Source organism: Sphaerimonospora mesophila, assembly GCF_001417795.1.
Taxonomy (GTDB): Bacteria; Actinomycetota; Actinomycetes; order Streptosporangiales; family Streptosporangiaceae; genus Sphaerimonospora; species Sphaerimonospora mesophila.
The window spans coordinates 165,440-188,569 of sequence record NZ_BCBX01000031.1; the positions used below are offsets into that span (position 1 = coordinate 165,440).

The window sequence follows — 23,130 nt, forward strand, 5'->3', positions numbered from 1 at the left end:
GACATGCCGAAGATCATTGATCACGACCAGCGGCGCAGAGAGATCGTCGAGGTCGCGAAGAGGCTCATCATCGGAGGCGGTTTCGAGGCCGCGACCATGCGGAGCATCGCCGCGGCCGCGGGGTTCGCCAACGGCGCGCTGAAGCGCTATTTCCCCAGCAAGGACAGCATCATCGCGGCCACGTTCCAGAGCGTCCTGCAGACGATGAACGAGCGGATCGGCGCGTGCGATCCGTCGGGCGGCCCGGCCGAGGAGCTGCGCCACTACCTCGAGGCGGCGCTGCCGCTCGACGGGTACCGCATCGAATCGGCACGCGTGCTGCTGGCCCTGTGGGAGCACTCGGTGGCCAACGAGGAACTCGCGACGCTGTACCGCGAGCACCTGAAGATCTGGCGCGGCCAGCTGGCCGACCTGATCTCCGCGACCCGCGGCAGGGGCGAGCCCGCCGACGCCCCCGCGATCGACGAGCTCGCGGGCGAGGTCATCAGCATGACCATCGGAGCGCACATCACCTGTGTGATGTTCCCCGACGGCGCCCTCATCCCCGAGTACCGCTCCTACGTCGACCGGTTCATGCGCCGCGTCGCCGACTGACGGTCTAGCCCTCGTAGACGATCCGGCCGTTCAGCATGGTGAGGCGCACCGGGACCTGGGGGAGCGCCGCCGGCTCCGTCTCCAGCGGATCGGCCTCCAGCACGCACAGGTCGGCGACCTTGCCCGGCTCGAGAGACCCCTTCCAGGTCTCGGCGCCGTCCTGCCAGGCCGGCGTGATCGTGTACGCCCGCAGGGCCTGGGCGACCGTCAGCCGCTGGGCCTCCCCGCGCACGCGGCCGTCCAGGCCACGCCGGGTCACCGCCGCCGCGACCCCGGCCCGCCAGTCCGGGGTGAGGACGGGCGCGTCGGAGCTCAGGCAGAGCGGGACCCCGGCGGCCAGCGCGTCGCGCAGCGGCCAGGCCTCGGGCAGCACGCCGGGGCCGAGGGCGGCCGTCAGCATGTCCTCGGTCGTCACCGCGATCTCGGCCTGGGTGTTCAGGCCGATCCCGGCGGCGGCCATCGTCGCCAGAGTCTCCGCACGCAGAAGGTCGCCATGGATCACGTAATGCCTGCCGGGGTTCCCCGGGCGCCGGTTCAGCACGGCGGCGAACGCCTCGGCCACCACCCGTGTGGTCCGGCTGCCGGTCGCGTGCACGCCGATCTGGTGGCCCGCCGCGTGCGCCGCGTCGATCATCGCGATCAGCGCGGCCTCCCGCTCCCCGGCGTCGCCCCCCTCGACGAGGAGGCCGCCGTGCGTGCCGTCGCCGTACGGCTCGTCGGTCCAGGCCGTGCGCATCGGCGGGATGCCGTCGGCGAAGATCTTCACACCCGCGACCCGGAACCGGCCGGGTACGTCGGCGGGCGGGGTGAAGGCGCGCAGCCCCTCGGTCAGGCCGCTGAGCGAGCTCGCTCCGTCGAGCTCGCCGAACAGCATGAGCGCGGTGACGCGCGCGGTGAGCAGGCCTTCCGTGGCGAGGTCGGCGTAGTCGCCGAGCGCGGCCGAGCCGAAGCAGCCGCTCGGCCCGTCGTCCTCGCCGGGGCCGAGGCCCGGCTCAGTGTAGCTGGTGATCCCGAGCGAGGCCAGCAGCTCGGCGGTGCGCAGGATCGCGCGGCGCCGGTCGGCGCTCGTCTCCAGGCGCGCCTGCGGCGGCCCGTCCTGCCGGTGGTGGTCGCCACCGGCCAGCTGATCCATGAGCAGGTGCGGCCACATCGTGCCGAGCCAGACGCCGTGCAGATGGGAGTCGTTGATGCCGGGGAGCACCGACCCGCCGCGCAGCCGGACGACCCGGGTCCGCCGGCCGATCAGCGGCGCCACCTCGTCGGCCGTGCCGACCCGGGCGATCCGGCCGGCCCGGACCGCGATGGCTTCGGCGACGCCGCCGGCGGAGTCCATGGTGTGGATCCGCCCTCCGGTCAGGACGAGGTCCGCGGGGGAGGGGTCGTCCGTGGTTCTGTTGCGCAACCTCTACCTCTTCGCCATAGATTAGGGTACGTATACCGTACACGGAATCAGATACGATTTTGCTATGGGGTAGCGAATCGGAGGAAAGAACACATGTCACTGCCCACCTCTACCCGGGCGGCGGTCCTACGCGTCCACGGGCGACCGCTGACCATCGAGGAACTTCCGCTGCCCGCCGAGTGCGAGCCGGGCGCGGCGCTCGTCAAGATCGGCTGTGCCACGCTGTGCGCCACCGACGTCCACCTGTGGAGCGGCGCCATGTCCCTGCCGGGCATGCTGCCGATGGTGCTCGGGCACGAGATGATGGGCACCGTCGAGGCGGTCGGCCCCGGCACCGTCGACGCCCTCGGCCGCCCCGTCGAGGTGGGCGACCGCATCGGCTGGTCGGAGTCGGTCTGCGGGCACTGCTACGGCTGCACCGTGCTGCGTTCCCCGGTCGCCTGCGCCAACCGCGGGTACGGATTCCTCCAGCGCTCCGACCGCTGGCCGCACGCCACGGCGGGCCTCGCGGAGCACGCCTACGTCACCCCCGGCGCGCTGAAGGTCGTGCTGCCCGACGACGTCAAGGAGACCTGGGCGGCCGGCGCGGGCTGCGCCGTCAAGACCGTCCTGCACGCCTTCGACCGGGCCGGCGGCATCCGCCCCGGCTCGACCGTCGCGATCCAGGGCGCCGGAGCCCTGGGGATCGTGGCCACGGCCGTGGCGAGCCTGGGCGGCGCCGGCACGGTCATCACGATCGGCGCCCCCGACGCCCGGCTCGAGACCGCCCGCCGGTTCGGCGCCGACGTCACGATCGGGCTGGACGGGCAGGCGACCGACCGCGTGGCCGCCGTGCTGGACGCCACCGGCGGCCGGGGCGCCGACATCGTGCTCGACTTCGCCGGCGCCCCCGGCGTCGGGGCCGAGGCCGTGGACATGGCCGCCTGGGGCGGCCGGTTCGTCGTCGTCGGCAGCACCGGCCCCCGCCCCGACCCGATCGCCCTGGGCACGATCATGGGCAAGGAGCTGACCGTCCTGGGCTCGCTGAACGGCGATGTCGGCGACTACCACCGGGCGGTGGAGTTCCTCCGTACCTTCCGGGGGCGCTTCGACTGGGACGAGCTGTTCGGCGAGCCCGTCGGACTGAGCGCGGCGAGCGAGGCGATCGAGTCGATGTCCCGGCTCGAACAGATCAAGGCCGTCATCCACCCGTGGAAGGATTGAGGAGTCAGATGACCGCGGAAAACAAGATCATCCCCCGGCGTCGCATCGGCACGCACGGCCCGCAGGCCTCCGTGCTGTCCCTGGGGTCCTGGCACACCTACGACCGGATGGACTTCGCCGACGCCGTGGCCATGGTGCGCCACGCCGTCGACCTGGGCGTCAACCTGTTCGACGTCGGCGTCTACGGCCTGCCGGGACACCCCCCGGTCTTCACCGACGTGCTGTTCTCGGCGATCGTCCGGGCCGCCGGCATCGACCGGGACGAATACCTGCTGTCGGAGAAGCTCTGGCTGGAGGGCTACCCGGAGACATCGCTGCGCGAGCAGCTGGAGCGCGCGCTGTTCCGCGTCGGAACCGACCGGGCCGACATCGCCGTCCTCGGCGACATCCGGCGCGACGACCTCGATCTGGAACGCCTCGCCGGCGACCTCGCCGAGCTGGAGCGCGACGGCGTCATCGGCTGCTGGGGCGTCAACAACTGGTCGGCCACCGCGATCACGACGATCCGGCGGCACGCGCTGGCCGCCGGCTCGCCGGGCCCGCAGCTGGCCCAGCTGAAGTACAGCCCCTGCCGGCGGTCGATCCCCGACGGCGCCCCCTTCGCCGAGGTGTTCGCCCAGGGGATCTCGCTGCAGGCCTCCGACATCATGGAGGGCGGGATCCTCGCCGGGAAGATCAAGCCCGCGCGAGAGGTCGGGCGCGACCCCGGCGGAGTGCGCGAGAAGATCGTCGAGGCCGCCGCCGGGATCGCCGGGGTCGCGGCCGAGCTCGACGCCACCCCGGCCCAGCTGTGCGTCGCCTTCACGCTGACCCACCCCGCCACCTGCACCGTGCTGTTCGGCGCCAGCCGCATGGAGCAGCTGGTCGACAACACCGGCGCCCTGGCGCTGCTGGAGCGGGTCGGCGCCGAGCGCCTCAGGTCGCTGCTGGAGCCGTTCTGGGTCGACCGGGACGTGGTCGACCCAGAGGGGCCGTGACCCACCCGGCTCCGCGCGGGGCACGTCGGCTGCGCCTGCTGGTCACACTCGGCGCCCTGTCCGCGTTCGGACCGCTGTCGCTGGACCTCTATCTTCCGGCGCTGCCGCAGCTCGGGCGAGACCTCGGCACCACCGAGGCGCTCGCCCAGCTCACCATGTCGATGTGCCTGGTCGGGCTGGCGCTCGGCCAGCTCCTGGCCGGTCCGCTCAGCGACCGGGTGGGCCGCCGCGTGCCGCTGCTGATCGGGGTGGGGGCGTACGCCGTGACCTCGCTGCTGTGCGCGCTCGCCCCCGGCATCTGGTCGCTGATCGGCCTGCGGCTGGTGCAGGGGCTGGCCGGCGCCGCCGGACTGGTGATCGCCCGGGCGATCGTCCGTGACCTTTTCGACGGCGCGGCCGCCGCCCGGGTCTACTCGATGCTCATGATCGTCAGCGGCCTGGCCCCGGTGGCCGCGCCGCTCGCCGGCGCTCAGCTGTCCCGTTTCATGGACTGGCGCGGGCTGTTCGTCTCCCTCTCCGTCATCGGCGTCCTGCTGTTCCTGGTGGCGCTGGGCGTCCGGGAGACGCTCGCGCCCGCCGCCCGCCACTCCGGCGGCCTGGGCGCGACCGGACGGCAGTTCGCCGTGCTCGCCCGCGACCGGAGCTTCATCGGGTTCTGCCTGATGATGTCGCTGTCGTCGTGCACGCTGTTCACCTACATCGCGCTCAGCTCGTTCGTGTTCCAGCAGGAGTACGGGGTCGATCCGCGGCTCTTCTCGGTGATCTTCGCGGTGAACTCCGTCGGGATCGTCCTCGCCGGCAACGTCAACGGTCTGCTGGTGGGCCGGTTCGGCCCCCGCGGGATGCTGGCGGCGGGACTGCTGGTCTGCACGGTGGGCAGCGTGGTCGCGCTCGGCGGTGTGGCGGCCGGCTGGGGGTTGCCCGTGCTGCTGCCCGGGCTGTTCCTCATGGTCTCCAGCGGCGGGGTCGTCTCGCCCAACGGCAGCGCGCTCGCCCTCACCCCGCACGGGGAGCGGGCCGGCACCGCCTCGGCGCTCATGGGCGTGCTGGGGTGGCTCGCCGGCGCGGTGGTGCCCCCGCTGGTCTCCCTGGGCGGCGCCACCGCGCTGTCCATGACGCTGACGATCGCCGTCGCGGCCGCCGCCGCCCTGCTCTCCCTGCGGGCGATACCGGTCAGCGGCCCGGACGGTCGCCGTCGAGGTGCCACTGGCCGCGCGACTTCAGCACCTCGCGCAGGCCCGTGATGTTGTCGGTCATCACCCCGTCGACGCCGAGGTCGAGCAGCCGCCCCATGACGGCGGGGTCGTTCACGGTCCACACGTGCACCTGCATGCCGATGGCGTGGGCCGTACGAACCAGGGGCCGGGTGATGAAACGGAGCCCGAACAGCCCGAGCGGGACCTGCGCGCACGGCACACCCGCCTGGGCGAGCCGCGCGAGCAGCCGGCCGTACCCGTTGCCGACCGACGCCGCGCGCAGCGCGACGATCCCGCGCGGGCCCAGCGAAGAGCAGACCTCCCGGCCGATCGCCCGGCGCGCCTGGGCCAGCCGCACGTCGGAGAACGACGTCAGGCACACCCGGTCGTAGGCGCGGGTGCGCCGGATGGCCCGGGCCAGCGGAAGGATGGCCGGGCTCTCCTTGACGTCGATGTTGAACCGCACGTCGGGCCAGGTGCCGAGGAGGTCCTCGATCAGCGGGATCTCCTCCCGGCCGGCGATGCGCGCCCGGCGCACCTCCCGGTAGGGCAGCGCGGAGATCCGTCCCCTGCGGTCGGTGACCCGGTCCAGGGTGTGGTCGTGGAACGCCAGCAGCACTCCGTCGGCGGTCGCGTGGGCGTCGGTCTCCAGGTAGGTGTAGCCGAGCTCGACCGCCCTGGCGAAGGCGGGCATCGTGTTCTCGTGGCCCTCCGCTGCGCCGCCGCGGTGCGCGAACGCCAGCGGCCCGGGGTGGTCGAGGAAGTCGAAGCCCCGCATCATGAGGGGGCCCCGGAGGCAGGGGACGGGGACGGCGCGGCCCACTCCTGGCGGCGGGCCTCGGCCATCACGATCCCCGCCGCGATGGACACGTTGACCGACCCGACCCGGCCCACCTGGGGGATGTAGACCACCGCATCGGCCGCCTCCAGCGCGGCGGGGGAGCAGCCGTGGTCCTCCCCGCCCAGCAGGAGGCACACATCGCCGTCCAGCGCGGCCTGCGGCAGCGGTACGGCGTCGCCGGTCAGCTCCACGGCGACGACCCGGAAGCCCTGCTCCCTGGCGGCGCCGACGGCCTCGACGGCCGGGACCGCCTCGTGCCACTCGACCAGCCGGTCGGTGCCGAGGGCGGTCTTCTGCGCCTTGGGGTTGGTCGGCGGGGTGGCGTTGCCCGCCAGCCAGATCGTCTCCACGCCGAAGGCGGCGGCCGTACGGAAGATCGATCCGATGTTGAACGGCCCGGTGACCGACTCCAGGATCAGCGCGAGCCGGCCCTGCGTGCCGCGCCGCCAGGTGCGGTTGAGCCGCTTCACGTCGGTCGGCCTGAGCTGCCTGCGCCCGGTGGACTGCTTGCCGGCGCTCGTTCCACCGGCGGTCGGTTCGGCGGTCATCGGGCCTCCACCGGCCGGGCGCCGGCCCGCAGCACGCGGTAGGCGGAGCGGGAGGCCAGCCGTACGGCGGGCCAGCCCTGGTCGTTCAGCCACCGCTGCAGCGAGTCGGAGCCCAGATGCTTCTGCACGACGAGGAAGGCGGCGCCGTCGGGGGTGAGCCGGTCCAGCCACCGGGTGAGCATCTCCTGCAGGGCCTGCTTGCCGATCCGGATCGCCGGGTTGGACCAGATGGCGCGGAACCGGACATCGTCGGGAACCTCGTCCACGTGCACCGACCTTACTTTGTCAAGGCCGGCGCCGTGGGCATTGCGCGCGCACAGGTCGATCGACCGGCGGTTCACGTCGACGGCCCACACGGTCGCCCGTGGCGCGCGTGCGGCCATGGTGAGCGCGATCGGGCCGTAGCCGCAGCCCAGATCGAGCAGGTCGCCCTCCTCCGGCGGTGGCGGCACGGTCTCCAGCAGCACCCGGGTGCCGGGATCGACCCGGCCCGGTGAGAACACCCCGCTGTCGGTCTCCAGCCGCAGATGCAGATCCGGCAGGACCAGCGTGACCACGCCGGGCCGGCCGGCCGCCTCCGGACTCTCCTCGAAGTAATGCGCCACGGGGCAAACGTACCAACGCTACGGAATGCGGGAGCCCAGGAGCATGGCGGCCCCGGCGAGCAGCAGCCCGGCCGCGACCGCCCCCAGGATGAACCGCTGGGTGATCTCCTGATGCACCAGCCGGTAGCCGAGTGACGTTCCGATCTGCGCGTACACCTCCCGCAGCTGGGTGCTCGACTCCGCGGCGTAGGCCCGGCCGCCCGTGCCCTCGGCCAGCGACTTCAGCGTGCTCTTGTTCACCGGCACGAGCACCGGCCGGTTGTCGATGTTCACCGTGCCCTCGGGCGTGCCGTACGCGATCGTGGAGACCGGCACCTTCGCGTGCAGCGCCGCCTCGATCGCGTCGGCGACCGACCGGCCGGAGGTGTTGTCCCCGTCCGACAAAAGCACGATCGCCGACGGCGGCGGATCGGTCACCGCGCGCTGGTCGAACGACCTGATCGAGTCGAGCGAGTTGAACACCGCCTCGCCGATCGCCGTGCCCGGCCGGGTGGTCAGGTTGGCGATCGCCGCCGTGACCGCCGCGTGGTCGGTGGTGGGGGAGACGACCACGGCCGCCGACCTGGCGAAGGTCACCACTCCCACGTTGAACCGCTCGGGCAGGTCGGCGACGAACTGCTGGGCCGCCTGCTTGGCCGCGACCAGCCGGCTCGGCGGCACGTCCCCGGCGTCCATCGACAGCGAGATGTCCACCGCGATGATGATCGTGGCGCGGTCACGCGGCACCCGCACCTCCCCGCTCGGCCGCGCCGCCCCGACGATCAGCAGGCTCATCATCACCAGGAACAGCGCGGCCGGGACATGCCGCCGCCAGGCCGGCCGGTCGGGGGCGACCAGCGACAGCAGCGCCAGGTTGGTGAACCGCACCGTGTAGCGGCGGCGCCGGAACTGCAGCACCACATATCCGGCCGCCAGCGCGGCCAGCGCCACGAACAGCCACAGCCAGCCGGGGGACAGGAACCTCACCGCACCGCCCCCCGCCCGGAGAGCGACCGCCGCGCGCTGCGCCGCTGCCCCAGCACGAACCTGGCGAGGTCGGCGACCCAGTCGCGGTCGGTGCGCAGGACGAGATGCCCGGCGCCGGCGCGGCGCAGCGCGGCCCGGTTGGCCGCACGCTGGGCGGCCGCCGCCGCGGCGTACCGCTCCCGCACCCGCCGCGACAGGTGCACGTCGCGCGAGCGCCCGGTCTCCGGATCGGTGAACGTGACCAGCCCGATGTCGGGCAGGTCGAGCTCGCGCGGGTCGATCACCTCCACGGCGAGCACCTGCTGGCGGGCGGCCAGGCGGCGCAGCGGCCGCTCCCACTCCCGCGTCTCGGCCGAGGAGCCGTTCAGGAAGTCCGACACGATCACCCGCAGGCCCCGCTTGAGATGCGCCGCCGCCATCGTCTCGATCGCCTGCCCGAGATCGGCCGACCCCGCGGCCTCGGGGGCGGCCAGCAGCGTGTGCAGCAGCCCGTACAACGCGGGCCGGCCGGGCCGGGCCGGATAGCGGTGGACGTCGTGGCCGTGCAGGACATAGGCGCCGAACCGGTCGCCCACGCGACCGGCCAGGAACCCGATGGCGCCCACGGCCGACACCACCAGATCGCGCTTGGCCATGTCGGCGGTGCCGAAGTCCATGCTGGCCGACAGGTCGGCCAGGGCCCAGGTCTCCAGCTCCCGGTCGGCGATCAGATCGCGCACGTGCGGAACGGTGGTGCGCGCGGTCACCGCCCAGTCCATCCGGCGCACGTCGTCCTCGCCCGGGACGTAGACCCTGGTGTCTCCGGGCTCGCTGCCGGGCCCGGGGATCAGCCCCTGGTGGCGGCCCTGCAGCAGCCCGTCGAGGCGGCGCAGCACGGTCAGCTCCAGCCGCCGCAGCGCCCGCTCGGGACTCACCTCGAGACTCATCGGCTCACCGCCGGTCCCGGTTCCACACGACAAGGGGAGGCGGCACGACCTGCAGGATCCGGCGCACCACCTCGGCGGGGTCGACGTCGTCGGCCAGCGCGTCGAAGGTCAGCATCAGCCGGTGGGCCATCACGTCGACGGCCACGTCGCGCACGTCGTCGGGCAGCAGGTAGTCACGCCCCCGCAGCAGCGCGAGCGCCCGGCCTGCCGCGATCAGGCCCAGCGTCGCACGCGGGCTCACCCCGATCTCGATCGTCTCGGCCAGCTCGGGCAGGCCGTACTCGGCGGGCATGCGCGTGGCCATGACCAGCCGTACGACATAGTCGGCGACGAGCTGGTGCACCGAGACCGCGTCGGCCAGGTCCTGCAGCCGCAGCAGCCGCCCCGGGTCGAGCACCGCCTCGGGCACCGGCGGCCGGACGCTCATCCGGTTCAGGATCTCCAGCTCCTCGTGCGCGCTGGGATGGGCCACCCGCACCCGGAACAGGAACCGGTCGCGCTGCACCTCCGGCAGCGGATAGACGCCCTCGGACTCGATCGGGTTCTGCGTGGCCAGCACGACGAACGGTCTGGGCAGCGGATGGGTGCGCCCCGCGAGCGTCACCTGCCGCTCGGCCATCACCTCCAGCAGCGCCGACTGCACCTTCGCCGGCGCCCGGTTGATCTCGTCGGCCAGCAGGAAGTTCACGAACACCGGCCCGAGCTCGACGTCGAACCGCTCGGTGCCCGGATGGTAGACACGCGTGCCGACGATGTCGCTCGGCACCAGGTCGGGGGTGAACTGGACCCGGGCGAACGTCCCGCCCACCACCGTGGCCAGCGTCGAGGCGGCCAGCGTCTTGGCCACGCCGGGCACGCCCTCCAGCAGGCAGTGCCCGCGCGCCAGCAGCGCGGCGAGCAGCCGCTCGACCATGTGGTCCTGCCCGACGATCACCCGTCTGACCTCGTTCAACGCGTCGCGCAGCGACTCCAGATCGGCCCCTACGGCATCGTCTCGCTCACCCTCCGCCCTGCCGGGCTCGGGACGTTCACTGGCAACGGTCATGAAGGTTATTCAATCGTGACTGAGTGCGAGGTTCCATCCCCTCCCATCTGCCCACGCCGCCGGGCGACCACACCCGCCGCGACGCCACCCGCGCTGACCGCTGTGTTTTGATGAGGTGTGACGTGAGGAGGACCATGAGCAGGCCGCTGCAGCACCACGACCCGCCCCGTCTGGGGCCGTTCGTGCTGCAGGCCCGCCTGGGCGTGGCACCCGCCGGGCTGGTGTACCTCGGCCAGGGGCCCGACGGCCGGGCGGTCTCCGTGGCGGTCCTCACGACCGGCGCCGCTCTCGACGGCGCCGCCAGGGACCGGTTCGTCACCGCCATCAGGGCGGCGGCCCGCCGGAGCCGCGGCGACCTGCCGCCGATCGTGGCCATGCACGACGGGCAGGCCCCGTGGGTGGCGGTGCCGTACGTGCCGGGCGGCCCCGGAGCCGAGCGCTTCCTCGACCGGATCATGGTCTCGGGCATGCTGACCGGCCGGCGCAGCGGCCCCGACTTCGCGCCCTACTGGCTGGGCGACCGCGACCCGGCACTGCCCGCCCCGCCGGGGCCCCCGCCGCCGCCGATCGCCACCCGCAGATCGGTGGTGCTGGCCTCGGCCCTGCTGGCCGCGCTCACGCTCACGCTGGCGACCGTGGTGTGGCAGCTGCTGTTCCGCGGCGGGGACGACCCACGGCCGCGGTCGCCGCTGCCGGCGACCCACTTCGTGCCCACGCCGCCGCCCGAGCCCACCGTGCCACAGCCGCAGGCGCCGCAGGAGTCGACCACGCCCCGGCCGGGACAGCCGTCCCCCGCGGTCTCGCCCCGGCCCGGCGGCCCCGACGACGAGGGCGAGCCCATCTGAACCGGCCGCTCTGCCCCGGCCGCGCCGGGTTCCGGCGGCATCGGGCTCAGCCGTTGCCGGAGACGAACCCTGACTCGTAGGCGGCGACCACCGCCTGGGTGCGGTCGCGGGCGCCGAGCTTGGCCAGCACGTTGCCCACGTGGGTCTTGACCGTCTCCAGGCCGACGACGAGTTCCCGCGCGATCTCCGCGTTCGACCGGCCGCGCGCCATCAGCCGCAGCACCTCGCCCTCACGCGAGGTGAGCCGGGCGATCCCCGGCACCTGACGGGCCACACGATGGGCGGCGAGCAGCGACCGGACGGCGGAGGGGAACAGCAGCGAGTCGCCCGTGGCGACCACCCGGATCGCCTGCAGCAGCTCCTCGGCGCGCGCCCGTTTCAGCAGGAACCCGCTCGCGCCCGCGCGCAGCGCCTCGTACACGTAGTCGTCGTTCTCGAACGTCGTCACCACGATGACCTTCGGCGGATCCACACCGGACACGATCGCCCGGGTCGCCTGGATCCCGTCGACCGCAGGCATGCGCACGTCGGCCAGCACGACGTCGGGCCCGACCTCCCGGACGAGCGACACGAGGGCCGCGCCGTCGGCGGCCTCGCCCACCACCTCGAGATCGGGCTCGCCGTCGATGATGATCCGCAGGCCGGTACGGATCAACTCCTCGTCGTCCGCCAGCACCACACGCACGCTCATCGCCGTCCCCCGGCCTCGATCTCTCCGCCCTGGATCTCTCCAGTCTCACCACCCGGCAGGGGGATGCGCGCACGCACCCGCCACTCCCCGCCCTTTCGGGACAGACCTGCCTGGAAGCCGCCGCCAAGCAGCGTCACCCGCTCGCGCATGCCGTCCAGGCCGCGCCCCGCCCGCCCCGTGGCCGAACCCGCCGGATTCGCCACCTCCACCTCGAGACCCCGCTCCTGTACGGCGACCCGCACCGTCACCGGGCCCGTGCCGTGACGGATGGCGTTGGTGAGGGCCTCCTGGACGACGCGGTAGGCCTCCCGGGAGATCACGGTCGCACCCGAGGCGTCCAGGAGCGCGCCGAGGTCGTCGAGGGTCGGCTCTGGGCCCTTCCGTTCTGTGCCCCTCCTCCGGACGCCGCCGTGGTCGTCGCCGTCCCGCAGTACGCCGATCAGGTGATCGAGCTCCTCCAGCGCGTTCCTCGCGGAGGCCTCGATCGCACCGAGGGCGTTGCGCGCCGCTTCCGGGTCGCGGTCGAGCACCCGGCCCGCCGCCACCGCCTGCACGGTGACCACGCTCAGCGCGTGACCGACCGAGTCGTGCAACTCCCTGGCCAGCCGGTTGCGCGCCGCCAGCCGCCGGGACCGCTCCTCCGCCAGGGCCAGGCGGTCGGCGGGCGATGGGCCCAGCAGCGCGGGCGCCAGCCGGGCGAGCAGCGTACCGGCCGCCACCACGGCGGCGAGCAGGCCGGCCATGACCGCGAGCGCGAGCGGGGGCCCCCACCCGCGATCCCAGTCGGGCAGGAGCCGGGAGTCGGCCAAGGTCCACCGGCCGCCCGTGAACGGCAGCACGGCCAACCACACCGCGAACGGCGGCAGGGCCAGCGTCAGCCCGCTCATCACACCGCCCACCGCGAGGTGGAGGGTGAACCACGTGGTGGTGCGCCACCGCTCCGACCAGGTCCGCCGGCGCCGGGCCGGCGGCGTCTCGACGGACACACCCAGCAGCGTCCGGGCCGCCGCGGTCTCGAACGCGCGTACGGGGAGGAACAGGCCGGTCACCGCGATCAGCGGCAGCACCGAGACGAAGACGATCGGCTGCGTCGCCAGCAGCGGGTCTCCCTGCGGCTGCCCGGGACGCCACAGCGCGCTCACGACCTGCCCGGCCATCATGTACGGCATGAGCAGCGCTCCGCCGAGGATCAGGCCCGCCCACCGGCGGTAGGTGACAGGGGCGCCGAGCGCGCCGAGCAGGCGGTTCACGATGCGATTGTCTCCCGGCGGGGGAAGGGGCGGCCACGGCCGCAGGAACGGCACACGCCCCTGGTCCTGAGGTGATATCCGACGGCCGCGACCGCCATCGCCACCCCCCAGCAGAGGAACCACGGATAGATCACTGTGAACACCCACGGTGAGATCCCGCCGGTCGCGCCTCCGCCGGACCGTTCCGCCAGGCCGAGCAGGACGGCCACTGTGCCTCCGGTGCCCATGATGCCGACCGGGATCAGCATCACACAGCCGGTGAACGCGGCGGTCAGCGGCATCCAGCGCGGCATGCGCAGCGGAGGCCGCCAGGTGCGGGCGAACCCGAGGCCGAGCGCGATGCCGATCAGCGCCAGCACGGCCGTGTCGCCCAGTCCCGGGGTCCACAGCCGGACCTCCCCGAACGCGTGGGGATCGGCGAGGCCGAAGGTCCAGCCGAGGCCCCACCCCGCCTTCAGCGCACCGTAGCCGAGGGCGAGCGCCGCGGCGGCGTACCCCGCGTGGACGCTCGACCGGTCCCACGCCGCCCGCTCGGTCCGCCGGTGCGTACGGCCGCAGCGGGGGCAGGCCCCCCGCGCGCGGCGGCGGCGCCGCAGCGTGGCGACGGCCAGCGCCGCACCGGCGACGAGGGCGGCGACGCGCACCGCGGCCATCACCCAGTCGACGCCGAGGTCGATGAGCTGCTCTGTCCCGCTGATCTCCGCGATGGCCGCCATGATCGCGCCGACGATGTCGAAGGCGATGCCGTACGCCGCGAAGCCGATCATCACGGCACTGCCCGCCGCCCCGGCGGCGATGACGGCGCGCGAAGTCGTGCCGGGGGCATCGGTTCTCTCGGCGTCCGGTTTCGTGTTCGTGACCATGACTCCACCGTCGCGTTCCGCGGGCCGGAGAACCTCCCCGGCCGGCGGGAACCGCCTCCCCCTTGAGAGGGAGAACGGCGAAAGCGGGAGGCGGCCGCCGGCCCGATAGGCTCTGGGCCGGGCGACGGCGAGAAAGGGGCGCACCGCGTGGAGGCGGGCCAGATCGCGGTGCTGCTTCTGGCGGCGCTGGCGGCGGGCTGGGTGGACGCCGTCGTCGGCGGGGGAGGGCTGCTCCAGCTTCCCGCGCTGCTCCTGGCCGGGCTGACGCCGGTGCAGGCGCTCGCCACCAACAAGTCAGCCGCCATCTTCGGTACGGCGTCCGCCGCCGTCACCTATGCCCGGAGGACGAAGTTCGACCGGGCGGTCGCCGCACCGGCCGGAGCGCTCGCGGTGGCCTTCGCCGGCCTGGGCGCCGCCTCGGCCGCCCTGCTCGACGCGGGGGTGCTGAAGCCGCTGGTCATGGTCGTGCTGCTGGGGGTCGCCGCGTTCGTCACGCTGCGCCCGGATTTCGGGCGGATGCCGCACCCGCATCTGCGCACCCGGTGGCGGGTGATCGCGGCGGTCGCCGCCGGCGGTGTGGCGATCGCCTACTACGACGGCATCCTCGGGCCGGGCACCGGGACGTTCCTGCTCATCGCGTTCACCTCGATCCTGGGCATGGACTTCGTCCAGGCGTCGGCGACCGCGAAGGTCATCAACACCGGCACCAACCTCGGCGCCCTGATCGTCTTCGGCCTGCAGGGGCACGTGATGTGGGCCCTGGGCCTCGGCATGGCGGTCTGCAACATCGCCGGGGCCCAGCTCGGCGCTCGCATGGCGCTCAACCGCGGCTCCGGGTTCGTACGGATCGTCCTGCTGTGCGTCGTCACCGCCCTGATCGCGAAACTCGCCTACGACCAGTTCGCCGCCCCGTGACCCGTCCCGGGTCTCACAGGTGGCCCCGACTTCGAAACACGGCCGAGCCGCACTGCGGCCGTCGTCCAGCACGCACCCCAGAACAAGAAGAACGGCGACCACAGCAGCAGGTCCCACCACGCCAGGTCGCGAGCCGGCGCGGCGTGCTCGGCGGGCACCGAGACGACCCCGGCCAGCACCAACGCGTCGCCGACGAAACCGAACCCCAGCACCCCGCCCGCCCGGGCGATCATGAAGATCCCCAGCGTCCACGTGATCGCCAGCAGCGGCCCGCGCGGAACGGCGGCCCCCCAGGGGCGGACGGTGGCCAGCGCCACGACGACACCCACGGCCGCGGCACCGGCGAGCACCCAGTGGCTCGTCACGAACAGCGGATCGCGCGCGAGCAGCCGCTCGTGCAGCTCCGGTGGCAGCGGGTCCTTGTCGGCCAGCGCGTTGGCCCCCAGCGCCTGGGCGAGCTTCATCGATCCGTAGACCGCGCAGGCGGCCGCCGCGCCGTACCCGCCCAGCCGCATCCGGTCAGCCCGCGACACGTCTCGTCGCCATCGCGTAGGACCGGGACATCTCCACGGACAGCCCGATCACGGCGAGGCCGAGAACGCCGTGGTACCACGTCCAGCCCACGCCGATGCCGACGAATCCGTCCACGATCATGATCATCGCGCCGCCTCCGACGGCCAGCAGCATCCCGGCCAGCACGACCAGCATCACCGTCCTCGGCACCTTGCGTAGTCCCAGCGGCGTGACCGTGGCGAGGGCGACGCCGGCGCCCACCACGCCGGAGGCGGCCGCGAGCCACTGCGCGGCGGCCGCGTCCATGAAGTAACCCTGCGTCTCGGCGGCCGACACGGGCGGGCCGCCTGGAAAGCCGAGCCGGGCCTGCAGGGCGAAGGCGGCCTTCCCCGCGGCGTAGCCGAGGAACGACACCGCCAGCGTGTATGCAGGCCAGCGTCGTGGGTGAGCGAAATCAAGCATGGTTCGACCGTAGACATGGCGGGTCGGGCATCACTCCCCCGCGAGGGGGAAAGCCCTCACCCCGTGCGGGGGTATGCCGTGGGCACGTGCCGCGGGTCGGCGATCCGGCTACGGGGTGTTCGGCGGCGTCGACGTCACCCGGGCCTGAACCGCCCCCGGCTCCGTCTCCGGGTCCGTCTCTGGGTGATCCCGGCGGGGTGCCGGGGGCCGGAGCGCGGTCGCCGTGAGCGCGACGAACAGCGCCAGCACGGCCGGGGCGAACAGGGCGCGGGGGAGGGTGACCAGTTCCGCCAGCGCCCCGATCAGGACGGGCCCGGCGAGGAACCCGGCGTAACCCAGGCTGGCCACGGCGGCCAGGGCCCGTCCCGCCTGGGCGGGATCGCGGTGGCCCGCGGCGGAGAACACCTGGGGGACGATGCACGAGAGCCCGGCGCCGAACAGGCCGAACCCGATCACGCCGGCCACCGGAACGTCGATCAGCAGGGAGACCCCGAGCCCCGCGCCGGCCAGGACCCCGCAGCCGCGGACGAGCGTGACCGGGCCGAGCCAGGCGGCGAGCCGATCCCCGGCGAACCGTCCGGCGGTCATCGTGATCGAGAAAGCGGCATAGGCGGCGGCCGCGAAGCCGGGGGAGGAGCCCAGGTTGTCGCGCAGGTAGACCGAGCTCCAGTCGGCGGCCGCACCCTCGCCGATCATGCCGCAGAACCCGAGGACGCCGAGCAGCAGCACGGTCTTGCCGACGCGTGGCCGCCGCGACCCCTTCGACCCCGCCCCGTCGGCGGGACGCCGGTCCGGTTCGTCCCGTACGGCCCAGCGGGCGCAGAGCAGCGCGATCGCGGCGATCAGCACGCCGACCGCGGCGAACGTGATCGCCGGGCTCACCCCGTGGTGGGCGAACAGACCACCGACCGCCGCGCCCGCGAACCCGCCCACGCTGAACACCGCGTGGAACGACGACATGAGCGGCCTGCCGTACGCGCGCTCCACGACGACGGCGTTGGCGTTCATCGCGACGTCGAGCGTGCCGTTGGCCGCGCCGAAGGCGAACAGGGCCAGGGCGAGTGTCGCCAGATTGGGGGCATAGGCGGGGAGCACCAGCACGACGCCCACGGCGAGGGCCATCGGGACCGCGACGCGGCGGCTGCCGTACCGGTCGACCATGCGGCCGACGAACTGCATGCCGGTGATGGCGCCGGCGGCGATCCCGAGCAGCCCCAGGCTCAGCTCGCCGTTGCTCAGGCCGAGACCCGACTTGATGGCCGGAATGCGCGCGGTCCAGGCGCCGATGGCCATCCCGGACAGCAGGAACAGTCCGTAGACGGCGATGCGGGCCCGCTGCCGCGCGGACGGCGCGAGCGTGACGCTCACGAGCCGGCCCGGGCCGTGGCGGGGTGGAGGGCGACGGTGCGGACGGCGACGCCGGCGGCGGCGAGGGCGTCGTGCTGATCGCGGGGGATCGCGTCGTCGGTCACCACCACGTCCAGCCGATCCAGCGGGCAGACGGCGCCGAACGCGGTGCGGCCGAACTTGCCGGAGTCGCAGGCGATGATCACGCGCCGGGCCGAGGCGATCGCGGCCTGTTTGACGGCGACCTCCGGCAGATCGTGGGCGGTGAGCCCGTGCTCGGCCGACAGCCCGCAGCAGCCGATCACCGCGGTGTCGAAACGCAGCGCTTCGATCGAGGTCTCGGTGAGCGGGCCCACGAAGTTCAGCTCGCCCGGCCGCACCTCGCCCCCGGGCAGGACGAGGCGGACCCGGGGAGCGCCGGCCAGCTCCTGCGCCGCCTGCATCGCCAGCGGCAGCACGGTGAGGCGGCGGTCGCGTACGGCCCGGGCGACCTCGAGCGTGGTCGTTCCGCTGTCCAGGAGCACGGCCTCCCCGTCGGCGAGCAGGCTCGCGACCTCCGCGCCGATCAGGCGCTTCGCCTCGACGGCCTCGCGTTCCCTGACCCCGAACGGCGGTTCCTCACCGCGCAGCAGCAGGCTCAGCGCGCCGCCGCGCACCCGCCGTACCACGCCCTGCTGGGCGAGCTCGTCCAGGTCGCGGCGGATCGTCATCTCCGAGACGCCGTGCTCGGCGGCGAGCTCGGTCACCGACACGCTGTCGGACGTCCGCAGCGCGTTCATGATCGCGCGAATTCGGTCGGAACTTTCCATTTGTGCATTCGAACACAGCAGATGTTCCGCGAGCAACAAAATCTACATTGTAAAGGCGCTCTCGGAGATCACCACGAGCATCAGCCGGCGCCGAAGGCGAGCCCGGCCCCGAGCGCGACGAAGGAGCAGGCGAAGGCGCGGTTCAGCCACGCCGTCACGCGTGGGCGTGAGAGCACATGCTCGCGCACCCCCGCGGCGAACAGGCCATATGCGGCGAACACCACGAACGTGACCAGCATGAACACGATGCCCAGCCAGAGCATCCGTACGACCGAGTCCGGCGCGCCGGGGGTCACGAACTGCGGGAGGAACGCGAAAAAGAAGATCGCCAGCTTCGGGTTGAGCACATTGATCAGGACGGCCTTGACGATCACCCGGTGCGCCGGCCCGGACGCGGCCTCCGCCGCCGCCGTGTCGCTCTTCCGGCTCCGGATCGCCGCCCAGGCCAGGTAGAGGAGATAGGCGACGCCCAGATATTTCAGCACCTGGAACGCCGGTGTGCCGGCATGCAGCACGGCCGTCAGCCCGGCGATCGTCGCGGCCAGCTGCGGCACGGTGCCGAGCGTGCAGCCGAACGCGGCGATCAGGCTCGCCCGGCGGCCGTGGGAGATGCCCGCGGACAGGGTGTAGATCACGCCGGTGCCGGGCGTGGCCACCACGACGAGCGTGGTCATCAGGAACGGAAGCGTAACGGGGAGGCTCACCGCTCGCCTCCCGTGCGGGCGGATGCATATGTCCGTCGCGGCCGCTCGGGGTGCGCCGCGCGCGGCGCCGGTACGGCACGGGCCGCGATCGTCGGTCGGAAACGAAGATCCATGCCTCCAACCTTTTCTGGGACAATGGTCCTGTGCACAGGTCCAAAGAGATGCAAGTCGACAGGTCCATAACGCCGGGGGCCGACTTCCTGCAACTGAACATGGACGAGGCGCCGGTCGGCGGGCTGTCCGACTGGCTGGCCCGGCGCCTGCGCAAGGCGATCTCGGACGGCCGGCTGCCGGTCGGCGCCAGGCTGCCGCCCACCAGGGTGCTGGCCGCGGAGCTGCGTGTCTCCAGAGGTGTCGTCACCGAGGCCTACCAGCGGCTCATCGAGGACGGGCACGTAGCGGGCCAGGGCCGGCGCGGAACGATCGTCGTGGCGGCTCCGGCGCCACCGGTGGCCGCCGACCCGCGTCGGCCGCCGGACCCACGGCCGGCCGAGCCGTCGTCGGCTGACGCGCTCTTCGCGGGGGCGCCCGGCCCGGACGTCTTCGACACGCTGCGCGCCTTCCCCGCCAGGATCGATCTGACGCCCGGCCGGCCCGATCTGGCCGCGTTCCCGCGTACGGCGTGGCTGCGTGCCGTGCGCGTGGTGCTGCGCGACCTGCCCGCGGCCGAGCTCGGATACGGCGACGCTCGCGGGGCGCCGGCGCTGCGGCTCGCCGTGGCGAACTGGCTGGCGCGCAACCGCGGGATCAGGGCGGAACCGGACGAGGTGATCATCGTCTCCGGCGTCGCCCAGGCGCTCGGGCTGCTCGCGCAGGTGCTCCGCAGGCACGGCGTCCGCGAGGTGGCGGTGGAGGAGCCCGGCTCGCTCGGGGAACGCCAGCACCTGCGCGGCCACGGGCTCGACGTGCTGCCGATCCCGGTCGACTCGGAAGGGGTACGCGTCGACGCCCTGCGTGCCACCGACGCCCCGGCCGTCCTGCTGACCCCGGCGCATCAGTTCCCGACGGGGGTCGTGCTCGGCGGGGAACGGCGCCGCGAGCTGATGCGCTGGGCCGATGCCGGAGGGCTGGTGATCGAGGACGACTACGACGCCGAGCACCGGTACGACCGGCCTCCCGTGCCGGCCGTACGGGCGATGCTGCCGGAGGGGGTCTGCTACACCGGCAGCGTCTCCAAGCTGCTCGCCCCCGCGGTACGCATCGGGTGGGTGCTGCCGCCGCCGCGGCTGCGCGACGCCATGGTGGAGGCCAAACGGTTCGCCGACCTGGGCAACGCCGTACTGCCGCAGTTCGTCCTGGCCCATCTGATGGAGTCGGGCGAGCTGGAACGGCAGCTGCGTTTCCTGCGCCGGCGACACCGCCGCCGCAGGGACGCGATGGTGGACGCGATCGGGACCCACCTGCCGGGCGCGGTCGTCCACGGGGCCGCGGCCGGCCTGCACCTCATGGTCACCTTCGACGACGACGTCGACGACGCCCACCTGGCCGCCGCGGCGCTGGAGCTGGGCGTCAAGGCGCAGCCGCTCTCCTGGCACCGGCAGCGGCCCGGCCCGCCCGGGCTCGTTCTGGGCTACGCCGCGAGCACGCCGAGCGACGTCGGAGAGGGGGTGGCGGTCATCGGCAGGGCCCTGCGGCGCCTGCGGCGGCGGCCGTGATCCACCCGGCGTAAACCGGTTGCGCGGTGATGCGCGGATCGCCAGGCTGACCGGGTGTTCCTTGTAGCTTTTGTCGGATCCTGCATCCTGCTCGCGATGATCCCCGGGGTCAGCACTGCCGTGATCTTGCGACAGACGATCAGGTCGGGCCGCGCCTCCGGCGTCGCCGCCACCGCCGGCAACGAGACCGGCATCTTCCTGTGGGCGATGGCCGCCGTGTTCGGGCTGTCGGCCCTGGTCCTGGCCTCGGAGGTGGCCTACGGCGTCATGAAGGCGGTCGGCGCCGTGCTGCTGGTGGTGATGGGCGTCCAGTCGCTGTGGCAGGCTCGGCGCGGCCAGGCCGTACGGGACGCGGGACCGCCGGAGAGCGAGCAGGAGGCCGCGCGCGGCTGGCGGCGCTCGTATGTCCTGGGGCTGGCGACCTGCGGTGCCAACCCGAAGGCCGCCGTGTTCGCCATGTCCTTCCTCCCGCAGTTCGTCCCGGCGGGCGTGAACGTCCCGGCGACGCTGACGCTGCTGGCGGTGGTCTGGGTCGTGGTCGACACGCTCTGGTACCTCGCTTTCATCTGGATGGTGGGCCGGGTCGGGGCCGTCTTCAGCCGTCCCGCCGTACGGCGCCGCCTGGAGCAGGTGTCGGGGACGGTGCTGATCGGTCTCGGCGTGCGCGTGGCCATGGAGGCACGATGACGATCGAGTACGGGCACGTGGCTGACGAGGTCATCTGGCACGAGCACGGGGGCGTGGGCGACCCGGTGGTCCTGCTGCACTCGAGTGTGGCCGACGCGCGGATGTGGGACCCGCAGTGGGCGGCACTGACCGGGGCCTTCCACGTGGTGCGGACGGACTTTCGAGGTCACGGGCGTACGCCGTACCGGGCGAACGGTCCGTACGGCGACGCAGCGGACGTCGCGGCGGTGCTGGACGCGCTGGACCTGCGGGAGGTCACGCTGGTCGGATCGTCGTACGGCGGGCGGGTGGCACTGGAGCTCGCGACGGAACGCCCCGACCTCGTGGCGCGGCTCGTGCTGCTGAACGCGGGCTGCGGCCTGCCCCCGACGCCGGACCTGACCGGGTTCGACGCGGCGGAGGACCGTCTGATCGAGGCGGGCGACATCGGGGGAGCGGTCGAGTTGAACGTGCGGACCTGGCTCGGGCCGGAGGCCGACGAGGCGACACGCGAGTGGCTGGCCGAGATGCAGCGGCACGCGTTCGAGACGCAGCTCGCGGCCGATCCCCGGCCGGAACGTCGCCGCGGCCGCATCGACCTGTCACTGATCGGCGCGCCCGCCGTCGTGGTGACCGGCGCACACGACCTGCCCTACTTCCGGGAGAGTGCCCGGCACATCGCGGGCGGCGTGGCGAACGCGACGCTGGTGGAGCTGGACTGGGCTGGACATCTGCCGAGTCTGGAACGCCCCGACGAGGTCGCCGCGCTGCTGCTCCGACTCCTCTGAGAAATTTACTTTGTAAAGTCCATGGGCAAATGATGATCCCTTCAACAGCCGAAACCCCCAAAACATCACCTGCGCCCAGGGTCTCGTGCGTGTTCGTCTGCCACGACGGCCGGGGGAGGATCCTGCTGGCACGTCGTGGATCCGGGGCGCGGGATGAGGCGGGGAGCTGGGACAGCGGAGCGGGCGCGCTGGAGTTCGGCGAGTCGTTCGAGACGGCGGTCGCGCGCGAGGTCGGTGAGGAGTATGGGGCCGACGTGCTGGAACTTCGTCAGATCGGCGTACGCAACGTCGTCAGGCGGGAGCCGCCCTCTCACTGGGTCGCGGTGGTCTTCGCGGTGGAGGTGGATCCCGCGGCGGTCAGGCTCGGGGAGCCCCACAAGTTCGACGGGCTCGGCTGGTTCACGTTGGACGCGCTGCCGCATCCGCTGCACTCCCAGCTACCCGCGACGCTTGAGCTCTTCCGATCCTCGGCAGCGGCGGCAGCCGCTCCGGCGGATCCCGTAAGGAGACGGTGATGGCCGACATGCCCCGCACGTTCGAGGAATTGGTGGCGGAGGCCGAGGCGGCACCGGTGGAGGGGTGGGGTTTCTCCTGGTTGGCGGGCCGGGCCACCGAAGAGCGGCCGTCCTGGGGATATCAGCGGCTGATGAGCGGACGGCTCGCCGCCGCGACGGCCGCCCTGGACGTCCAGACCGGCGGCGGGGAGGTTCTCGCCGGGGCCGAGCGGTTCCCGCCCACGATGGTCGCCATCGAGTCGTGGCCGCCGAACGTCGTCAAGGCCACCCGGCTGCTGCACCCGTTGGGCGTGGTGGTGGTCGCCGGTCGGGGCGAGCCGCCGCTGCCGTTCGCCGACGAGGCGTTCGACCTGGTGACCAGCCGCCATCCGGCCACGGTGTGGTGGACGGAGATCGCCCGCATCCTGCGTAGGGGCGGCACCTACTTCGCCCAGCATGTGGGACCGGCCTCGGTGTGGGAGCTGGTGGAGCACTTCATGGGGCCCCAGCCCGAGGCGCGGGAGAAACGTCATCCGGACGTCGAGAGGGCGGCGGCCGAAGCAGCCGGGCTGGAAGTGGTCGACCTGCGGATGGAGCGTCTGCGGATGGAGTTCCTCGACATCGGCGCGGTGGTCTACTTCCTGCGCAAGGTCATCTGGATTGTGCCCGGTTTCACGGTGGAGCGCTATGCCGAGAGGTTGCGCGAACTACACGAGATCATCCTGTCCGAGGGGCGGTTCGTCGCCCACTCCTCCCGCGTGCTCATCGAGGCGCGCAAGCCGGGCCTCTAGGGAGATCGCCGCCGGGAGCTGAGGCCGCGCCGAT

Annotated in this window: 26 protein-coding genes; 11 read left to right on the plus strand and 15 right to left on the minus strand. The window is 73.2% G+C overall.

Going from position 1 to position 23,130, the window contains the following annotated elements; genetic code table 11:
• Positions 1 to 3: 3 nt before the first annotated feature.
• The gene (locus AP234_RS37615) at positions 4 to 594 is read left to right on the plus strand and encodes a TetR/AcrR family transcriptional regulator (protein ID WP_055478384.1); all 591 of its coding nucleotides are present in this window, start codon (positions 4 to 6) and stop codon (positions 592 to 594) included.
• 4 nt (positions 595 to 598) lie between these two features.
• Here the strand turns inward: AP234_RS37615 and AP234_RS05105 are convergent, their stop codons facing one another.
• On the minus strand, positions 599 to 1,996 hold the full coding sequence (locus AP234_RS05105; protein WP_063842787.1) for an amidohydrolase family protein: 1,398 nt from the start codon (positions 1,994 to 1,996) through the stop codon (positions 599 to 601).
• A gap of 93 nt (positions 1,997 to 2,089) precedes the next feature.
• Here AP234_RS05105 and AP234_RS05110 point away from each other — a divergent pair, with 93 nt between their 5' ends.
• From AP234_RS05110 to AP234_RS05120, 3 genes are read left to right on the plus strand one after another with little or no spacing between them, the layout of a single operon-like run.
• The gene (locus AP234_RS05110; RefSeq protein ID WP_055478385.1) at positions 2,090 to 3,199 is read left to right on the plus strand and encodes a zinc-binding dehydrogenase; all 1,110 of its coding nucleotides are present in this window, start codon (positions 2,090 to 2,092) and stop codon (positions 3,197 to 3,199) included.
• Positions 3,200 to 3,207: 8 nt separating this feature from the next.
• On the plus strand, positions 3,208 to 4,176 hold the full coding sequence (locus tag AP234_RS05115; protein ID WP_055478386.1) for an aldo/keto reductase: 969 nt from the start codon (positions 3,208 to 3,210) through the stop codon (positions 4,174 to 4,176).
• Positions 4,173 to 5,420, plus strand: coding sequence for a multidrug effflux MFS transporter (locus tag AP234_RS05120; protein WP_063842788.1), 1,248 nt, complete (start codon positions 4,173 to 4,175; stop codon positions 5,418 to 5,420). The genes AP234_RS05115 and AP234_RS05120 overlap by 4 nt, the downstream gene beginning before the upstream one ends.
• Here the strand turns inward: AP234_RS05120 and AP234_RS05125 are convergent.
• Genes AP234_RS05125 through AP234_RS05150 form a run of 6 tightly spaced genes read right to left on the minus strand, consistent with a single transcriptional unit; the run spans position 5,350 to position 10,303 of the window.
• Positions 5,350 to 6,153 carry a glycerophosphodiester phosphodiesterase gene (locus AP234_RS05125; RefSeq protein ID WP_055478814.1) on the minus strand — a complete coding sequence of 268 codons (804 nt, stop codon included), beginning with the start codon at positions 6,151 to 6,153 and terminating at the stop codon, positions 5,350 to 5,352. The two genes, AP234_RS05120 and AP234_RS05125, sit on opposite strands and share 71 nt — an antisense overlap.
• Entirely contained in the window at positions 6,150 to 6,761 is a 612-nt protein-coding gene (locus AP234_RS05130) for a TrmH family RNA methyltransferase (RefSeq protein WP_055478387.1), read from the minus strand. The genes AP234_RS05125 and AP234_RS05130 overlap by 4 nt, the downstream gene beginning before the upstream one ends.
• Positions 6,758 to 7,366, minus strand: a complete 609-nt coding sequence (locus AP234_RS05135) for a methyltransferase (protein ID WP_055478388.1) — start codon at positions 7,364 to 7,366, stop codon at positions 6,758 to 6,760. The genes AP234_RS05130 and AP234_RS05135 overlap by 4 nt, the downstream gene beginning before the upstream one ends.
• An 18-nt stretch (positions 7,367 to 7,384) precedes the next feature.
• Entirely contained in the window at positions 7,385 to 8,332 is a 948-nt protein-coding gene (locus AP234_RS05140; protein WP_055478389.1) for a VWA domain-containing protein, read from the minus strand.
• Positions 8,329 to 9,258 (minus strand): DUF58 domain-containing protein, encoded by a 930-nt coding sequence (locus tag AP234_RS05145; RefSeq protein ID WP_055478390.1) that lies wholly within the window; start codon positions 9,256 to 9,258, stop codon positions 8,329 to 8,331. The genes AP234_RS05140 and AP234_RS05145 overlap by 4 nt, the downstream gene beginning before the upstream one ends.
• Positions 9,259 to 9,262: 4 nt before the next feature.
• A complete protein-coding gene (locus tag AP234_RS05150) occupies positions 9,263 to 10,303 on the minus strand; it encodes an AAA family ATPase (protein ID WP_055478391.1) in 1,041 nt (346 codons plus the stop codon).
• A 134-nt stretch (positions 10,304 to 10,437) separates the two neighbouring features.
• On the opposite strand from AP234_RS05150, the gene AP234_RS05155 reads away from it, so the two are divergent.
• Entirely contained in the window at positions 10,438 to 11,148 is a 711-nt protein-coding gene (locus tag AP234_RS05155; RefSeq protein ID WP_063842789.1) for a hypothetical protein, read from the plus strand.
• 46 nt (positions 11,149 to 11,194) lie between these two features.
• On the opposite strand, the gene AP234_RS05160 is transcribed toward AP234_RS05155, so the two are convergent.
• The 3 genes from AP234_RS05160 to AP234_RS05170 are packed head-to-tail and all read right to left on the minus strand — an operon-like array spanning position 11,195 to position 13,952.
• Positions 11,195 to 11,839, minus strand: coding sequence for a response regulator (locus AP234_RS05160; protein ID WP_055478393.1), 645 nt, complete (start codon positions 11,837 to 11,839; stop codon positions 11,195 to 11,197).
• Positions 11,836 to 13,089 (minus strand): histidine kinase, encoded by a 1,254-nt coding sequence (locus AP234_RS05165; protein ID WP_055478394.1) that lies wholly within the window; start codon positions 13,087 to 13,089, stop codon positions 11,836 to 11,838. The genes AP234_RS05160 and AP234_RS05165 overlap by 4 nt, the downstream gene beginning before the upstream one ends.
• Entirely contained in the window at positions 13,086 to 13,952 is an 867-nt protein-coding gene (locus AP234_RS05170) for a hypothetical protein (protein ID WP_055478395.1), read from the minus strand. Before AP234_RS05170 ends, AP234_RS05165 begins: the two co-directional genes overlap by 4 nt.
• Before the next feature lie 147 nt (positions 13,953 to 14,099).
• Here AP234_RS05170 and AP234_RS05175 point away from each other — a divergent pair, with 147 nt between their 5' ends.
• Positions 14,100 to 14,867, plus strand: a complete 768-nt coding sequence (locus AP234_RS05175; RefSeq protein ID WP_055478396.1) for a TSUP family transporter — start codon at positions 14,100 to 14,102, stop codon at positions 14,865 to 14,867.
• Here the strand turns inward: AP234_RS05175 and AP234_RS05180 are convergent.
• From AP234_RS05180 to AP234_RS05200, 5 genes are all read right to left on the minus strand, one after another.
• Positions 14,843 to 15,400, minus strand: coding sequence for a DUF3995 domain-containing protein (locus AP234_RS05180; RefSeq protein ID WP_083501801.1), 558 nt, complete (start codon positions 15,398 to 15,400; stop codon positions 14,843 to 14,845). The genes AP234_RS05175 and AP234_RS05180 overlap by 25 nt on opposite strands.
• The gene (locus AP234_RS05185; protein WP_055478397.1) at positions 15,387 to 15,842 is read right to left on the minus strand and encodes a hypothetical protein; all 456 of its coding nucleotides are present in this window, start codon (positions 15,840 to 15,842) and stop codon (positions 15,387 to 15,389) included. Before AP234_RS05185 ends, AP234_RS05180 begins: the two co-directional genes overlap by 14 nt.
• Positions 15,843 to 15,950: 108 nt before the next feature.
• The gene (locus AP234_RS05190; RefSeq protein WP_083501802.1) at positions 15,951 to 17,210 is read right to left on the minus strand and encodes an MFS transporter; all 1,260 of its coding nucleotides are present in this window, start codon (positions 17,208 to 17,210) and stop codon (positions 15,951 to 15,953) included.
• Positions 17,207 to 17,998, minus strand: a complete 792-nt coding sequence (locus AP234_RS05195) for a DeoR/GlpR family DNA-binding transcription regulator (RefSeq protein ID WP_055478398.1) — start codon at positions 17,996 to 17,998, stop codon at positions 17,207 to 17,209. The genes AP234_RS05190 and AP234_RS05195 overlap by 4 nt, the downstream gene beginning before the upstream one ends.
• Before the next feature lie 80 nt (positions 17,999 to 18,078).
• Positions 18,079 to 18,702, minus strand: a complete 624-nt coding sequence (locus tag AP234_RS05200) for a LysE family translocator (RefSeq protein WP_235557968.1) — start codon at positions 18,700 to 18,702, stop codon at positions 18,079 to 18,081.
• Between the two features lie 161 nt (positions 18,703 to 18,863).
• On the opposite strand from AP234_RS05200, the gene AP234_RS05205 reads away from it, so the two are divergent.
• The 5 genes from AP234_RS05205 to AP234_RS05225 all read left to right on the plus strand — a co-directional run bounded on the left by AP234_RS05205 (position 18,864) and on the right by AP234_RS05225 (position 23,096).
• Positions 18,864 to 20,357: a PLP-dependent aminotransferase family protein gene (locus AP234_RS05205; RefSeq protein WP_055478399.1), complete on the plus strand. Its 1,494-nt coding sequence runs from the start codon at positions 18,864 to 18,866 to the stop codon at positions 20,355 to 20,357.
• A gap of 96 nt (positions 20,358 to 20,453) precedes the next feature.
• Positions 20,454 to 21,044, plus strand: coding sequence for a LysE family translocator (locus tag AP234_RS05210; protein ID WP_055478400.1), 591 nt, complete (start codon positions 20,454 to 20,456; stop codon positions 21,042 to 21,044).
• On the plus strand, positions 21,041 to 21,811 hold the full coding sequence (locus AP234_RS05215; RefSeq protein ID WP_055478401.1) for an alpha/beta fold hydrolase: 771 nt from the start codon (positions 21,041 to 21,043) through the stop codon (positions 21,809 to 21,811). Before AP234_RS05210 ends, AP234_RS05215 begins: the two co-directional genes overlap by 4 nt.
• Before the next feature lie 89 nt (positions 21,812 to 21,900).
• A complete protein-coding gene (locus AP234_RS05220) occupies positions 21,901 to 22,326 on the plus strand; it encodes an NUDIX domain-containing protein (RefSeq protein ID WP_235557969.1) in 426 nt (141 codons plus the stop codon).
• Between the two features lie 8 nt (positions 22,327 to 22,334).
• Positions 22,335 to 23,096 (plus strand): class I SAM-dependent methyltransferase, encoded by a 762-nt coding sequence (locus AP234_RS05225; protein WP_055478818.1) that lies wholly within the window; start codon positions 22,335 to 22,337, stop codon positions 23,094 to 23,096.
• Positions 23,097 to 23,130 lie beyond the last annotated feature (34 nt).

Bases quoted from the DNA above. Each gene is read 5' to 3' on its own strand.
- AP234_RS37615 (WP_055478384.1), top strand. From the start codon at position 4: ATGCCGAAGATCATTGATCACGACCAGCGGCGCAGAGAGATCGTCGAG.
- AP234_RS05110 (WP_055478385.1), top strand. From the start codon at position 2,090: ATGTCACTGCCCACCTCTACCCGGGCGGCGGTCCTACGCGTCCACGGG.
- AP234_RS05115 (WP_055478386.1), top strand. From the start codon at position 3,208: ATGACCGCGGAAAACAAGATCATCCCCCGGCGTCGCATCGGCACGCAC.
- AP234_RS05125 (WP_055478814.1), bottom strand. From the start codon at position 6,153: ATGATGCGGGGCTTCGACTTCCTCGACCACCCCGGGCCGCTGGCGTTC.
- AP234_RS05130 (WP_055478387.1), bottom strand. From the start codon at position 6,761: ATGACCGCCGAACCGACCGCCGGTGGAACGAGCGCCGGCAAGCAGTCC.
- AP234_RS05145 (WP_055478390.1), bottom strand. From the start codon at position 9,258: ATGAGTCTCGAGGTGAGTCCCGAGCGGGCGCTGCGGCGGCTGGAGCTG.
- AP234_RS05150 (WP_055478391.1), bottom strand. From the start codon at position 10,303: ATGACCGTTGCCAGTGAACGTCCCGAGCCCGGCAGGGCGGAGGGTGAG.
- AP234_RS05155 (WP_063842789.1), top strand. From the start codon at position 10,438: ATGAGCAGGCCGCTGCAGCACCACGACCCGCCCCGTCTGGGGCCGTTC.
- AP234_RS05160 (WP_055478393.1), bottom strand. From the start codon at position 11,839: ATGAGCGTGCGTGTGGTGCTGGCGGACGACGAGGAGTTGATCCGTACC.
- AP234_RS05170 (WP_055478395.1), bottom strand. From the start codon at position 13,952: ATGGTCACGAACACGAAACCGGACGCCGAGAGAACCGATGCCCCCGGC.
- AP234_RS05185 (WP_055478397.1), bottom strand. From the start codon at position 15,842: ATGCTTGATTTCGCTCACCCACGACGCTGGCCTGCATACACGCTGGCG.
- AP234_RS05195 (WP_055478398.1), bottom strand. From the start codon at position 17,998: ATGGAAAGTTCCGACCGAATTCGCGCGATCATGAACGCGCTGCGGACG.
- AP234_RS05205 (WP_055478399.1), top strand. From the start codon at position 18,864: ATGCAAGTCGACAGGTCCATAACGCCGGGGGCCGACTTCCTGCAACTG.
- AP234_RS05210 (WP_055478400.1), top strand. From the start codon at position 20,454: ATGATCCCCGGGGTCAGCACTGCCGTGATCTTGCGACAGACGATCAGG.
- AP234_RS05215 (WP_055478401.1), top strand. From the start codon at position 21,041: ATGACGATCGAGTACGGGCACGTGGCTGACGAGGTCATCTGGCACGAG.
- AP234_RS05225 (WP_055478818.1), top strand. From the start codon at position 22,335: ATGCCCCGCACGTTCGAGGAATTGGTGGCGGAGGCCGAGGCGGCACCG.